The sequence below is a fragment of the Undibacterium sp. Ji83W genome, assembly GCF_049340385.1.
Lineage (GTDB): Bacteria > Pseudomonadota > Gammaproteobacteria > Burkholderiales > Burkholderiaceae_D > Undibacterium.
On the sequence record NZ_JBMPOZ010000004.1, the window covers coordinates 1 to 14,004 of the forward strand.

Here is a 14,004-nt window from a genome sequence, read left to right on the forward strand (position 1 = left end):
CGTCTTGGCGTAGCGTTCAAAGCCACCTTCGGCAAAAGTTGTCTGTTTCATGGCATTCGGGATTCAATGAGAATAGGCTTATATTAACGTTTCTAAATCAATACTCGGATACTTAATCAGAGATTCCCTAGATATCTTGAGGGACGCTCAAATAGCGCAATTTATTTTTAACAATCCGGAGTCAGTACTTAATAGAAAATTTTTTCTTAGTCATAATACAGAATCGATAGTTATCAGTAGTTACCATGCGTATTTTGCCTTTATCAGATTTGCACCGAGAGTTGTGGCGTGAAGCAGCGCCAATGATTGTCCCAGCAGCTAGTCGCCCGGATGTGGTTGTATTGGCCGGGGATATTGACACCGGAGCAAAGGCTGTTGAGTGGGCTGCCCAAGTATTTGCCGGAATACCTGTGCTTTATGTCCATGGCAACCACGAGGCATACGGTAAACATCTGGACCATGTACAGGAAGATATTGAAGCTGCATGCGCAGTCGCAGGCAATGTTCATTTCTTGAACTGCAATGAATTTGCACTCGGTAACGTGCGTTTTCTCGGTGCGACTATGTGGACAGACTTCCGGCTATTTGGCGAGGGCGATCGGCAAATAGCCATGCGTGAGGCGGAAGCTGTGATGGTTGACTACAAGCGCATCAGGCTGGCCAGAGAGGGATATCGCAAGCTCAGGTCGGCAGACACGGCAAAATTTCACTCACTGCATAAATCCTGGCTAAAACAAAAACTGGATGAACCCTTTATAGGAAAAACGGTGGTCGTGACACATATGGCTCCCTCCATGAAATCAGTATCTGAACGCTATGCGCAGGACATGGTGTCCGCTTCCTATGCATCAAATCTAGACGAGATTGCTTCACAAGCAGATCTTTGGATACATGGACATATGCATGAATCCTTCGATTATCAGATTGGTGATTGCCGTGTGATTTGCAATCCATGTGGATATAAAACCAGGGCAGGTTCACCAGAAAATACCAACTTCGATCCCGACCTTATCATAGAGTTGTAGGGGTAATTACTTTACTGCGCCAGCCCAGCGCGATCCAATTGTGTAGAGCATTTGGAAGGGAATTGACACCGTTTATGGAGAGTTCGAGGTGAGTCTTTATGTCAACAGGGAGGCTTTCGAATAGGAAACCGACATCGCGGAAATGTTGATTTCGACCGCGACGAGGTTGATCTGAGCCCCTTAATGAAGATGAACCTATCGGCCTTGCAGTCCGCTACCAATAGGCCATGTCCAATAGGCAAGAACGTCTTTGCCGAGAAAGCTTATGGCGTGCTGGGGCCGCAAATCAGTCACCCGCCACCTACTCATGTCTTTGAACTTGATCATGCGATTTTGATTCCAGGCTTGAACGTATCACTCCTGGTAAAATAAATTTGACTTTACTGATCGCTGAACGCCCTGTGGCACGGCCTGACGGATTAGATCCAACTGACCGGACGTTAGTTCTCCGTCGTCGGCTTCATATACTGACGTAACCTCTTCTCGGATGCCATGACTGCGCTCTGCTGCGTCTGAGACAGGGAATTTACATTTTGACTGCATGTGACAAAAGTCCAATCGGATCATTCAACGGAAATTCGGTATGCCAGTTTTGCTGACTGTAAGCGTACCCTGGAAATTCCAGCGATAAAGATGTTTCTCGTTTCAAAATTCTCTTGGTCAACGTGGCAAGAACGTGCAAGTCTTCAACGCCACGGACCTCGATAGGCGCACAAATACTTACGTAACGCGACCAATTTGTCCAAGCGACCGACATGGTCGGCGTAATGATAATGGCATTATCTGGGTCATAAGCAATGCGATTCTTCGTTACACGTAACAGCTCAAAGTAATCATCATCTTTTCTAGGCATGGATGAATATGACACGATTTTCTTTCGCGATTTTCCGACCTTGCGATAATTCGGGTTGTATCCTTCCATAAGATCCGACTTACTTTGATTTTCTGTCTTAGCCAAAGCTCTATAGACACTCTCGTCTACCATACTTTTATATACATAGCGGGGATGTGTCCATGCAACATTTACCCGATAATCGTTAAGAATAAATAAGACGTCGTCCCACCAGGAGAGTTTTTCTGGATTTTCAATATCATATTCGTGGCGAACGATAATACCATTTTCAAAATGCTGGCCACGAGCATTTCTATGGTGAAGCTTGGCTTTTCGTTTTAACTGTTCAATGCGTCTGTTTTTCATTCTTTCTTTGCTCTCAGTATTGCTTTAGATTTGCTCATCACCTGGCTTGTTCTGGACCGCCGTATCGGTTTCGATATGGTTTACCTTCGCCATTCGTCCGCGTGGAATTCGAATCAGAAGCTTTGCATCTTGTAGTCTCCTGCCAAGCTCGTCATTTTTTGCCACCAAGTCGAAATCTTTATCCATGCCTAAGATACGCAGAGCCTGAAGGTATCTGCCAATAGCTATGGAGGCATCTCCCTTTTCAAGTCTATTCAACGTATCGCGTGAGACATTCATGCGCTCGCAAAACAGCACTGTTGAAATGCCTCTGCGTAAGCGAGCCTCCCGCAGCCGCTGCCCAAAGGTTTTTAGCTGTCGTTCAACTGAGGGGAATGGGCGTGGGGTTCTTGTTTTCATGGCCGATAATTTGGACAATATTGCCGCTCTTGTCCATTTAATCGGACATTTTATTGGGCTAGTAGATTTCTGTCGCGTGAAATACTAAGAACGTAATATTGATTTTGCACCGTAACAGCGGCAATGTTACCGTGCAATTTTGATGTTACGTTTAGTTTAATGGAAGCCAATTTTTAGGGAATGATTTTTTTTGCAAGAACAAGGATAAAACAGACTCAACCGCACTTGTTAACTGCAAAGTTAGTATCCTATCTTTGAGCTTATGGTGATCCAATTTCAGTTCATATCTAAGGATTCATCTACATGTACTCGTTTACTGAAAATTGACAATGAACTTCCTGTGCGTCTTCTATATCCAACTTAAGGCTGGCATCAAAAAGTTGCCGGCCATCTTGCAGTTTAAATATTTGCACCCAAGGTTCCTTTTCCCCAAAATTTCCATAAAGAATTTCCGATAGACTGTCCAACTCCCACATTTGAGATTTGTTCAGCCAACTTGGGGAAAGCAAAGAAATTCGGACTAACTGTAACTTCGCATCCCGCTTAATGGTCTGACACATTTCTATCAAGTCAGCAAGGTCGCTAACAATCTTCCGCGACGAAAGCCGCGAGGACTTTCCTTTTTGAATGTACTCTACAAAGTAGTAAGGAGAATTTATTTCCAGATCTACACATCGCCAGTGGTAGACAGAGTGTCCCTCTGAAGCAAAGAAATTTGGCTTCAGATAGGAATTATTGGTGGTAATCATAAATACGTGTTGCGAATTCTGTAAATCGATTTAATTATTCAATTTGTGGTTTCGCCGCCAAATAGCAGGAGCAATTGAAGATACTAGTCTAGTGCTTAGAAGGAGGCTTTCTATTATTTCTTCTTAAAAACCGGATGACCTTTCGCACACCAAGAAAAAGCAAGCCAAAGATAAAAATATTAATGATGGGATTAAACACATTCCCCAGGTTCAGGCCCAAGCCAGGAAACGCTCGCTGAAGAAAATAAATCCCGAGAAGATAGGCCAACGCGATTAAGCAAATCCAACCGAACCCTGTTATTTGGCCACCAGATTCATACATGACGCTGCCACAGATCCTGCATTGGTGTTGGGTCTTTTGGTAGCGTATTTTCCCCAGAAAAAATGGCTGGTAATGCCAAAGATGTGGTGTGCCTTGGTGCTTGCAGTCAGGGCATTCAATTGAGTCCATGTGAACCTCCTTCATCGTTCATTTTCTGACACTGGCTGGAAATCCCAAGTCGCGGACCAACAGAGCACACTAAGTCATTAGCCGATGTAAGTGATTCATCGAATACAGATGTAATTTGTCTTGTTTATAATCGACATATTACATCCTTCTTGTTTGAACGTAAAGAGCAGACCATATTTGTCGACTAAACTACCGGCAAATAATGTCGTGACCAAAAGAAAACCTTCTCAGCTTCCTTCTAGAATCGGCAAAAATGTGGCGACCAAGCGAAAGAACTTGGGGTTGACCCAGGAGCAGCTCGCTGCGCGAGTTGGAGTGGAAGTTGAAACAATCTCACGGCTGGAACGAGGTGTCCATTCGCCATCGCTGGCGATGTTGGAGATTTTGTCGGAGGAATTAAATATTGCTATAGCGGATTTGCTGGAAGAGAAAGCACTGGTGCCAACACCAGAGTCCGAGATAATTGCCACCTACTTGAACAAACTGAAGGTGAAGGACAGATTGTTTCTTACCGATTTCGTGAAGCTATATTTTCAGAGGCATGGCTGAAACTATTTCCGGATAGCTGCCTCAAGTCGCTGTCTCAGGCTCGCAATTGCAGCTTCATCCAGGCCAGTTGATGAATTAGTTTTCATTAAATTTGGCAAGAATGGTTTGTATAAATAAGGTTTGTCGTCGACAGCTATCCATTGTTGCCAAGGCATATCGGAATTTCTGATCCACGCTTCGATCTCCGCATGGCGTTGGTACCCAATTACTTCAAAAATACCCGGGATGTCTCTCCATGACGGCGTGACACCAATGATGCGTGCGCCTATGTCGTGTGAAAAAAACGATTTGAGTTCCGAGAGCGAACGGCTCTCGCGCCAGGTGCTGGAGATAACGATCTTCACTTCAGGGAAATCGCGAAGCATTGCCTCTAGTCGAGGCAAACATGAAAATAATTGAGCCTTGTCATAGCATGGCTCAGAATGTAATACGCCATCAAAATCTAAAAACAAAATCATTTGTTATCGCCGCTGATAAGAAAATATTAGAGCGCGCATCCTACAGTATTCTGACTCACTATGAAGATCACAGAAATGAACTAGGGTACATTGACAAATGCCGCGAAGGCCATTACGTTCGATTTCGGTCCGGTTACTGAAGTAACCCTGCGTTCCAGCATTCTTAACCGTTCGTCCGCATTCCCATTCATAGGTTTTATTCCTCATGTCCGTTCCTGACGTAGAAATACGACGCCACTTCCTCTGACTGGCAGCCGCAACCCTTTTTGCTCTTTGCTGTGCAGCCCCAATTTCGTTTAGGATTCGTAAATTATTGTAAATTTTTCCATCATTTATCAATAGATTAACATTTGTATCACGCCTAACAAGTCATAATCGTTCCATATTTGATGTCACGCAAGTCAAAAAGCAACTTGTTTATCAGCTTCCTCCTGTAATTGGTATTCTGACCAAACGTTCACCGGTCACGGCGCTGTTGAACTGGGCGTCGTTACGACAACAGGAAGCTTGCAAACTGATTCAGTAGCAATCGCATGAATAGGAGAAGGAGTCGGGATGGCGCAGTTCAATGATTGGTGTGTACCAGTAGTTATTCCTGTAGGGCAGCATCACCTACGGGTGCTGACAGGACAAGCAACTACCCTAACAACAGGGATCCAAGCTACTGCTGCCATCGTACCGCATCACTATGTCACCTCTGAGCATGTGGCGCGTGCCCTTGCCCGGCTAGGTAAGTCAGCAGCTGCAGAACTCATCCATGGTATGTTGCCGACCACAAAGCAGCTCCGTTCTGGTGATCTTGGCGAAATCTATGCCACCGAATGGATCGATTCTCAAAGCGGCGGTTACAGCGCGCCCATTAAGCGCCTGCGCTGGAAAGATCATCGCGACATGGCGATGCGCGGCGACGATGTCATAGGTATCCGCCAAGACCCCCAGACCCAGAGTCTTCACTTCCTTAAAACAGAAGCCAAGAGCCGAGCTCAGTTGACTACCCAGGTTCTGACAGAGGCGCGCGCCGGCTTGGATAAGGATGGTGGACGTCCATCTCCGCATGCACTGGCATTTATCTCATCGCGGCTACTTGATTTGGGTAACCTGCCGCTTGCAGATGCGATCGATGATGCTTTGCTTAGACATAACATCCCACTCCAGAACGTCAGACACTTGCTTTTCACATTTTCAGGTAACGCACCAGCTGCAATGCTAACAGCTTCTCTTCAGACTTATTCAGGGCAAATCATGCAGTGGGGGGTGGGTCTGCACGTGACTGATCATGGTGCCTTTATTGAAGCAGTCTACGGCCAAGTGATTGCCAATGCCAACAACCTCTGAAACGATTTCGGCTGCCATCGATGACGCAGCAAGAACAGGCTTTCGGGGGCGACTGATCGCCCGTGGGCAGGCCCGCGCTATTATTTGGCGCGATGGCGTACTTCCTCCAGACGCTCCCAACTTTGACCCTCAACTCAGCTATGACCTACATTCTTATGGCTATTCCCTGCTTGGTCTAGGCTTGCGCCTGCGTGACCTCAACGGAGATCCTGCAAAAGCGCGAATAGCCTTTGAGCAAGCTGCCACCGCACTTGAAGCGGTTATCGCGAAAGGGAGTCGCGACGAAGCAGATCGCGACTTCCATTTCATTATCGCTGCCGCTAGCTACCATTTGGCCCATCTTTCAGCCCGTGCATACTCACTATTGGCCATGGTTGGGGATGATGGGAATTTCGCGCCAACAGAGCGGGTCCTTGCTCAGTTGATGCGACGAAATTTCAGGGGGCTTCAAGCCAGCGTACTAGCCTACCGGGCATCAGGCGAAGGGAGCGACGCACGCATAACGGAAGGAATCCAGTCTAGCTTTGTTCAGATCGAGGCAACACCTGAACTGGCGGAAGATGGCCATGAGTTTCTTTTCCAAAGCCTGGATATCGCACTGGTTGACGCGTTTATGTCGGCCATGGCGCTATTCCTGCTCGCTATTGAGCGAGGTGAGTGGTCTTTGGTTGAGCAGGCACTCGAACGACTACGGACGAACCTGTCGATCTGCAGTGAGATGAATATGCTCCCACAATGGTGGGTGCACCGCATTGCCATTCATCTCCTTACCGACCTTTGGTCAAGTACCTTCCATGTAAGGGTGCCACTTCTACCGACTGGCGGCGAAGCGGCTGACTGGCCAAGACTGCGTGAGCTTTTCATAGCAGTATTGTTGCGTCGTCCTAAGGCAGAGATCGACTTGTGGCCATCCCAGTTGGAAGCAGCCCGGCGCGCAGTTGATCAGTCTGATGATCTGGTCGTTTCTCTGCCGACAAGTGCCGGCAAAACACGTATCGCTGAACTGTGTATTCTGCGCTGCCTGGCAGGCGGTAAACGTGTAGTCTTTGTTACCCCGTTACGTGCGCTGTCCGCTCAGACAGAGATGACGCTGCAACGAACCTTCGGCCCGCTCGGTAAAACGATTTCTGCCTTGTACGGCAGCATTGGGGTCAGCGGTTTGGACGAAGACACAATCCGTGAGCGCGATATCGTTGTCGCCACGCCTGAAAAACTCGACTTTGCGCTCCGTAATGATCCCTCCCTACTAGACAACGTCGGCTTGCTCGTTTTTGACGAGGGGCACATGATAGGCCTCAATGAGCGCGAAATTCGGTACGAAGTTCAGATTCAGCGTCTTCTTCGTCGTGCGGATGCAGACCAACGGCGGATTGTGTGCTTATCCGCAATTCTCCCTGACGGTGACCAACTTGAAGATTTCGCAGGATGGTTACGTCGCGATCGCCCAGGTGGATTGATAAAACATGACTGGCGTCCAACCAGACTAAGATTCGGCGAAGTTGTTTGGCAATCGGGCACCGCCCGATTGAACCTGCGCATAGGCGAAGAACGTCCGTTTGTTCAACGGTTTCTCACTGGTTTCGTACCTTCGACCCGTGTGCCGCCGCAAAGGAGCCGGACCAGGGTTTTTCCTTGTGATCAGCGCGAGCTTTGCCTGGCCACCGCATGGCGCCTTGTCGACGAAGGGCAAACTGTCCTTATCTTTTGCCCTCAACGGAGTAGCGTTGAACCATATGCCGATATGGTCGTCGATTTACATGGACGTGGCGCATTGCGTTCATTGCTTGTCGCTGATCCTACTATCCTTGCTACCGCAATAGCGCTTGGAGAAGAATGGCTAGGAGCTAATAGCCCTATCCTCAAATGCCTGCGTCTGGGTGTAGCGTTGCACCACGGTGCCTTGCCAACCGCTTACCGCAAGGAAGTTGAGAGTCTGTTGCGCAATAATATCCTCAAAGTCACCATTTCGTCACCGACCTTAGCGCAAGGTCTCAATCTCTCGGCCACAGCCGTGGTGATGCATTCACTCTATCGTGCAGGAGAGCGGATCAATATCTCCGAATTCAAGAATGTGATTGGTCGCGCAGGGCGTGCCTATGTAGATGTAGAGGGCGTGGTATTTTTTCCTATGTTCGATAGCAACGCCAGAAAGCTTTGGGCTTGGCACTCGCTGATCACCGATGCTGGGGGTCGAGACATGGAAAGCGGCCTGGTGCAGCTTGTCGGAGCTCTTCTGCAGCGCATGCTTGCCCACATAGGTGGAGATATTAACCAACTTGTCGAATATGTGACCAACAATGCAGTAGCTTGGACTTTCCCTGAAATTGCTAGCGAAACCCCGAAAGCTCGTGAAGTCGCTCTTGCTGACTGGAATCGCTACATCGCAACGCTTGATACGGCGGTGCTTAGTTTGATGGGTGAGAATAATATCTCGGATGAAGAAGTAGAAACGGCGCTTGATAACATTCTTCAGTCTTCGCTATGGCAGCGCCGCCTGCTGCGGCAAAACGGGCAGGTACAGGCAGCTTTTAAAGCAGGTCTTGTTGCAAGAAGCAGGTTTATCTGGAGTCAATCGACTCCTGCCAGCCGACGCGGCTATTTCCTGGCTGGCGTAGGGCTGCAGGCCGGTCAGGCACTCGACGCCATTGCCGCAGTCGTCAACTCACTTCTGATCCAGGCCAATGCTGCCATCCTCGTAGGAGATACTGAATCAGCAGTTAGCCTCATTACAAACATTGCGGAGCTTGTCTTCACTATTGAGCCGTTCATACCAGATCCTTTGCCAACCAACTGGCCAGAAATACTACGCGCATGGCTATTTGGCCAGCAAATCGCTACCCTTGCTTCTGACCAAGAGTCAGAAACGCTGCAGTTTGTAGAGGGAGGATTGGTCTATCGCTTGCCATGGGCAATGGAAGCGATTCGAGTTCGTGCAATAGCGAACGGCGACATCGTATCCGGTCTGCCTTTCCACGAATATGATCTTGGACTAGCCGCGGCTGCCGTGGAGACAGGGACATTGAGTCGTTCCGCCGCTTTCTTGATTCAGGCTGGATTCAGTTCTAGACTGGGCGCTATCAAAGTCGTAACGGATACCGGTGCAAATTTTGTGAAGAGTACTGAACTTAGGATGTGGCTCAGTTCTCTGGTCGTTATTGTGTGGAGTGCACTACCTGATTGGCCAACGCCCGAGACTAAGGCTATGTGGATGGAATTCGTACAGAGCTACGTTCCACGTAGCAGTAGTACTTGGGTAGAACGTCGGCACAGGGCAAGTGTGGTGTGGCGCAACGCCTCACCGCCACCAGGGACGCCAGTGCAAATTCCTCACTCAGACGGAGAACAAATTATTCTCTCTGCAGACGGAGCGACGCTCGGAATATTGCAAGCGCCGCTCAACCTCGGAAGAGTGGGATTGATAAGAGCTCAGGTTGCTCAAAATCTAGGGGAAATTGACATTACGTATTTTGGGCCTGAGGATCTGTTAAGAGTTTGAAACAACCTGCTTGCCGATATCGTGAGGGGCGTACGGCAAGCCCGAAGTGATGCAGCTATACGAAATAGTTTTAAACAAATGCAAAAGATGCAAATGCAGTGCAAATGCGTGACACAAGATTTGAATAGTCACAACTCATTTTTCATCCAAGAACCTTTGTTGGCACGATAACACTCTTCCAGTGGTCTGGCGGTATTTTCTTGTTGCTGGCTCCTATCCTCGCATAGAGATGTTTATCTTGCTGCATAGCCACGGGTTTCTCTACAGCGGGAGGAACTTCAATAATAACGATAAGCCCATTGTCGATTCTTGCATGATTAACATTCAAGACCAATTCTCCATCCACAAGTCCTTTTATCCGGCTTTTAAGTTCTCCAAGGTAGCGTTGTATGGATGCATCCGCTGCCGCATCAGCCCATTTGCAGAGATCCTTATCAATCCCGGTTGGGCTGCAATCGTCATCAATACCGAGATAAATATTTCCACCTTTGGAGTTTGCGAACGCTACTGCTGTGCAAACAATTTCGCCAAGCTTGGTCTTCTGGCGTTCGTTGATGTGTCTCTGCGCAGGGTCAACGAACGGTTTGAATTCCACATGTTGGCCTTCGCCGTCACGAATTGCCTTGCGCATTTGATCAATTAATGCGCGTTCCAATGACCCGAGACTATTCGAAGGAGCTTTGAACCTTGAAAATCTATCTTCTCTGTGGAAATCGTACACTGCTCCATTTTCGTCGATCAAATAATACTCAAGACGATCGTAATCACTAGGGATGTTTAACTCAATCTTTGAGGCCTGTATTAATCCATCTATATGATGGATTAATTTCTCTTCCCAATATGCCCCTTTTATTCTAAATATTCTTGAGCCAACTTCATCTCCATCTATTTCAACAAGAAGTTTGCTATCTTCTAAAAAAACAGAGCGAGATATAAATGCCCTTGATTCTGGAAAAAGGAAATGAATCTCACCGTTTCGTGCGTCACTGCTTCCGTGATATTCCGAAAACGGTAACCAGTCACGGGTTGCCTCTTCAACAGTCGGGTAATATGGCTGATCTGACGCTAACAGGATGGAATTAAAAGATCGTTGATGACTGCATCCAAATGATAGGTTGAATACTGATCCCGCACGAATCATGTAATCATTGTTTACGGGAACCATTTGGTGACAACAATGATTGTTTGTACTACGTGGGACAACAATATCTCCGAATTTTACTTTCTTTCCCTGAGTTTCGGTCGCTAATTTCCAGCATTCAGCAGAGGTCAGATAGCTCTCATAGAGTATGACCTGGCTATATTTTCTGGTTGATAAGCGTTCATCTGGCTCGGTTCCTAGCAAAAAACTTTCAACAACGCAGCACTCCAATTCCCAATGATTATCCACGCGAACCAATACTGCCCGGCATCGAAATATTTGGGTATCATGATTGAGTTGAAATCGATCTAAAAACTCTTTGGGCAAATTTCCATTGGTATATATCGGATCCATTTCTCAAGCTATTCCTTATTCAATAACGGCCCTCTAAATGCCGATGAAAAAGTCAACCGTATCACTAGCCTCTATTGATTACATATACTCTTTTGGCTTAAGTAATACATGCAAACATCGACCACAAAAACATGCAGCTGCAAAAAGCGAAATTGCAGTGACTAACATAAATCCGTTTGCAACAAATTCTTGAAATTTGACGCTTGCAGTCAAAATGCTGTCCGCTCGGGTGCTATCATCAGGTGACGTCAAAAGGCCAAATATAAAGCAGGCAATCGCGACTATGACACTCAATAAAATTGCGCGACGTGATACAGAATACGCTTCACTCACCGGATCACCATGCTCAATTTGAAATAGTACGATAAGGTTAAGAAACCCAGTAATTAGTCGATCCATAAAGCTTCTCCTCTTAAATTCAAACGGAATTCAGTTATTTAAAACAGGAATGAAATCCAAACCGGCTCTTCGGACCAGCTCCGTATAGGCAATTGGTCGTTCAATTTTTACTGTATCTGAGTTTTCTACCCAGTGCGCCCACGCCTTATTAGCGCTCTTGTCATATACCAATTTAAAGAGGTGTGTAGGCACCCAAACCTTATTGAGACCAATCAGAATCAAAGACCGGTCCAGTGATCACATACACGTCACCATGAGCGCGTAAGACGTACTTGCATGTCGCTTTTTCAATATTGGCCCAAGTTTTACGATTATTTTGTAGCGCTTGGGGAACCATGTTGGCAAGAGAAAAACTCAGTGCCATCCCTTCTTCTGTCGCCATGTCGCCGGCAGGTGCCATGTGCCCTCTGTCATAGCCAGAATTTTTGTAATCATCAAGTTCAACTCTCTCCGACCGAGGTAGCCTAGCATCAGCAAAAAAACGATTAGTCCTTTCATTGTCTTTAGCCGCCATGACGGACTCCCGAGTCAGTTTTTCGGCCACATAGACTGGCGTATGAGTTTTCCCAGAATGAAGCACTGCAAAAGAAGAGGAACACAATGCTTTGGTCTTTAAATCCTGCTTATACACAACTGCCGGAGGCTGGCCATTAGCAAAAAATTGGCGACATTCAGAAAACTCCTGGTTCGCGAGAGAAACACGGGCGACTAAAAAAAAGTAGTGGTAAAACATACTTTTTAGAACATAGAAAAAAATGATGTTCGAATAAAATTGACTACTAAATTGCGGCGCCCAATGCGTTCATTGTTTCAGCTTGCCGCTCAAGAGGCAATTTGATTGAACGAGAAAGCAGTTGTGTCAACTCCTCTTCACACAAAAAAATATGATCCCCCGAAGACGAAAGCGCAATTATCAGGTTGTCCGCCAGTCGGCGATAATTAAATTGCTGGACTTGGGACGAATACACCATATTGTCTATTTCTTTTTAATTAAATGCCAACACTCCTCTCGACTATTTGAAGAATAACTTATTAATTGCATTTATTGCAAATAATATCTGAACGACTTTAGTCTATAAATATTGAACAATTTAAAGACCATAACGTGTTGCAGAAAAACATTTATCGTCATAAAATTATTCGGTCACGTTGCGACAATCCAGCTGCGCAGACGTTCATGTCTGTATGGTAAAAAAGCAATTTCACTCCAAAAATTTCTGACAATTTCTTGTTGGTCGTAGGACTTGGTGATGGTGCGAGCAGTAGCGCCATGCGCTTCTTCATTTCTTCGACCCACTATATAAAGGAATTCGTCATGCTGCCAAACCTCAAGGCTGAAGCCCAAGCCCTTAAAAAAATTCTGGAAACCGAATTTGACTTAAAAATATTGTCTCAAGAGTGTCACGACATTGTCGCTCGCATGAAAACTGGAGATGACATCCGTGATTTCAGAAAACAGCTATCCACACTCTCTAATCAAATTTTTGGCAGTAATATAGTTCACATCTGTAATAGTGCTGGCGAGGTTGCCGGCGAAGATGAAATGTGTTGCTTCTTGCAGCGAATATTGAGGTTGAAACACGGGCATTTCAAAAACATATTTTCGGTGGAAGCAAGAGGGTATTACTCCACACTAGGAAACGTGAACGTGCCAAGATGCGCAATCATTCAAGCTGAACCATATGATGATAATGATGTCATAGATGACACTAAACCATTTTTGCACATTCATCACGGTTTGCCACTGAGCAAATTAAATGCTTTTGATGAAGTATTTGTTGCTGACACATATCGAACCGATGAGGCAAGCATAAACATACTCAAATGGTATGTTGAGAACATAAAATTTAAAACCGGCCTCGTTGCGGCTAGCACAAATTTTGGTCTGGCAACGATGTTTCATTCTCAAACAAAATTTTCTGTCATGTACCATCTTGCTGTTGGAAGTAGCTATCGCAGTACCGCCGTGCAGGTTAGCCATGCAATCAATAGCATACGTCGTGATCATCCTGACGCAATAATACTTTGCTGGTTATCAACAACACATCGCGGTGGAAATGCCCGCCAAGCCGTCTTTAAGGAAGCCTCATTTACTCACAAAATAGAAGTTGAAGGGGTGGGATACGTCGAGGACGAGAATCATAGAAAATTTTTTTCTTCTGTTACTACTATTCTGCAGGAAATGCAGGTTCCTATGATTCAGGTGCCGTACCTAGACTCGTTGAATATATTTGCGAATTCCGAAAAAAGAGTCACCACAAAGATGATTCGCATTTGCAACGATGCAACCAGAGAAATTGTCGCGCAATTGAATTCTTTAGGGTTTCCAGCAGAATGTGAGCTTTAGGCTTTGAAATCAGATTACCCGACTCTAATTTGCAGCAGTAGCAGCTTGATCTGGCGATTTCCCGATTTGAAGATGGTTAATGCCAGATCAAATTCAATTAGCT

At 46.2% G+C, this 14,004-nt stretch carries 13 protein-coding genes and 1 pseudogene; 6 read left to right on the forward strand and 8 right to left on the reverse strand.

Features of this window, described 5'->3' with window-relative positions:
• The first annotated feature begins 245 nt into the window (after nucleotides 1-245).
• The gene (locus tag ACO0LD_RS09070) at nucleotides 246-1,025 is read left to right on the forward strand and encodes a metallophosphoesterase (protein ID WP_423005917.1); all 780 of its coding nucleotides are present in this window, start codon (nucleotides 246-248) and stop codon (nucleotides 1,023-1,025) included.
• Nucleotides 1,026-1,208: 183 nt separating this feature from the next.
• Nucleotides 1,209-1,397 (forward strand): hypothetical protein, encoded by a 189-nt coding sequence (locus ACO0LD_RS09075; protein WP_423005919.1) that lies wholly within the window; start codon nucleotides 1,209-1,211, stop codon nucleotides 1,395-1,397.
• Nucleotides 1,398-1,551: 154 nt separating this feature from the next.
• Here ACO0LD_RS09075 and ACO0LD_RS09080 read toward each other — a convergent pair whose 3' ends face one another.
• The 4 genes from ACO0LD_RS09080 to ACO0LD_RS09095 all read right to left on the reverse strand — a co-directional run bounded on the left by ACO0LD_RS09080 (nucleotide 1,552) and on the right by ACO0LD_RS09095 (nucleotide 3,822).
• Complete coding sequence (locus tag ACO0LD_RS09080) at nucleotides 1,552-2,223, reverse strand: hypothetical protein (protein ID WP_423005921.1); 672 nt, start codon at nucleotides 2,221-2,223, stop codon at nucleotides 1,552-1,554.
• Between the two features lie 24 nt (nucleotides 2,224-2,247).
• Nucleotides 2,248-2,622 (reverse strand): helix-turn-helix domain-containing protein, encoded by a 375-nt coding sequence (locus ACO0LD_RS09085; RefSeq protein ID WP_423005923.1) that lies wholly within the window; start codon nucleotides 2,620-2,622, stop codon nucleotides 2,248-2,250.
• Between the two features lie 299 nt (nucleotides 2,623-2,921).
• On the reverse strand, nucleotides 2,922-3,371 hold the full coding sequence (locus ACO0LD_RS09090) for a hypothetical protein (protein WP_423005925.1): 450 nt from the start codon (nucleotides 3,369-3,371) through the stop codon (nucleotides 2,922-2,924).
• Between the two features lie 88 nt (nucleotides 3,372-3,459).
• Nucleotides 3,460-3,822, reverse strand: coding sequence for a hypothetical protein (locus ACO0LD_RS09095; protein WP_423005927.1), 363 nt, complete (start codon nucleotides 3,820-3,822; stop codon nucleotides 3,460-3,462).
• 177 nt (nucleotides 3,823-3,999) lie between these two features.
• On the opposite strand from ACO0LD_RS09095, the gene ACO0LD_RS09100 reads away from it, so the two are divergent.
• Nucleotides 4,000-4,371 carry a helix-turn-helix domain-containing protein gene (locus ACO0LD_RS09100; RefSeq protein WP_423005929.1) on the forward strand — a complete coding sequence of 124 codons (372 nt, stop codon included), beginning with the start codon at nucleotides 4,000-4,002 and terminating at the stop codon, nucleotides 4,369-4,371.
• 2 nt (nucleotides 4,372-4,373) lie between these two features.
• Here the strand turns inward: ACO0LD_RS09100 and ACO0LD_RS09105 are convergent, their stop codons facing one another.
• On the reverse strand, nucleotides 4,374-4,829 hold the full coding sequence (locus ACO0LD_RS09105) for an HAD domain-containing protein (RefSeq protein ID WP_423005931.1): 456 nt from the start codon (nucleotides 4,827-4,829) through the stop codon (nucleotides 4,374-4,376).
• Between the two features lie 555 nt (nucleotides 4,830-5,384).
• On the opposite strand from ACO0LD_RS09105, the gene ACO0LD_RS09110 reads away from it, so the two are divergent.
• Both ACO0LD_RS09110 and ACO0LD_RS09115 read left to right on the forward strand, forming a co-directional pair.
• Nucleotides 5,385-6,164, forward strand: a complete 780-nt coding sequence (locus ACO0LD_RS09110; RefSeq protein WP_423005933.1) for a Hachiman antiphage defense system protein HamA — start codon at nucleotides 5,385-5,387, stop codon at nucleotides 6,162-6,164.
• On the forward strand, nucleotides 6,148-9,660 hold the full coding sequence (locus tag ACO0LD_RS09115) for a DEAD/DEAH box helicase (RefSeq protein WP_423005935.1): 3,513 nt from the start codon (nucleotides 6,148-6,150) through the stop codon (nucleotides 9,658-9,660). The genes ACO0LD_RS09110 and ACO0LD_RS09115 overlap by 17 nt, the downstream gene beginning before the upstream one ends.
• Before the next feature lie 142 nt (nucleotides 9,661-9,802).
• Here ACO0LD_RS09115 and ACO0LD_RS09120 read toward each other — a convergent pair whose 3' ends face one another.
• The 3 genes and pseudogenes from ACO0LD_RS09120 to ACO0LD_RS09130 form a co-directional block, all read right to left on the reverse strand.
• Entirely contained in the window at nucleotides 9,803-11,155 is a 1,353-nt protein-coding gene (locus ACO0LD_RS09120; protein ID WP_423005937.1) for a helix-turn-helix domain-containing protein, read from the reverse strand.
• 78 nt (nucleotides 11,156-11,233) lie between these two features.
• Nucleotides 11,234-11,554, reverse strand: a complete 321-nt coding sequence (locus ACO0LD_RS09125; protein ID WP_423005939.1) for a hypothetical protein — start codon at nucleotides 11,552-11,554, stop codon at nucleotides 11,234-11,236.
• Between the two features lie 30 nt (nucleotides 11,555-11,584).
• Nucleotides 11,585-12,287 (reverse strand): annotated as a pseudogene (locus tag ACO0LD_RS09130) (DNA/RNA non-specific endonuclease).
• Between the two features lie 582 nt (nucleotides 12,288-12,869).
• Between ACO0LD_RS09130 and ACO0LD_RS09135 the strand changes: the two are divergent.
• Nucleotides 12,870-13,901 carry a hypothetical protein gene (locus ACO0LD_RS09135; protein WP_423005941.1) on the forward strand — a complete coding sequence of 344 codons (1,032 nt, stop codon included), beginning with the start codon at nucleotides 12,870-12,872 and terminating at the stop codon, nucleotides 13,899-13,901.
• The last annotated feature ends 103 nt before the right edge of the window (nucleotides 13,902-14,004 follow it).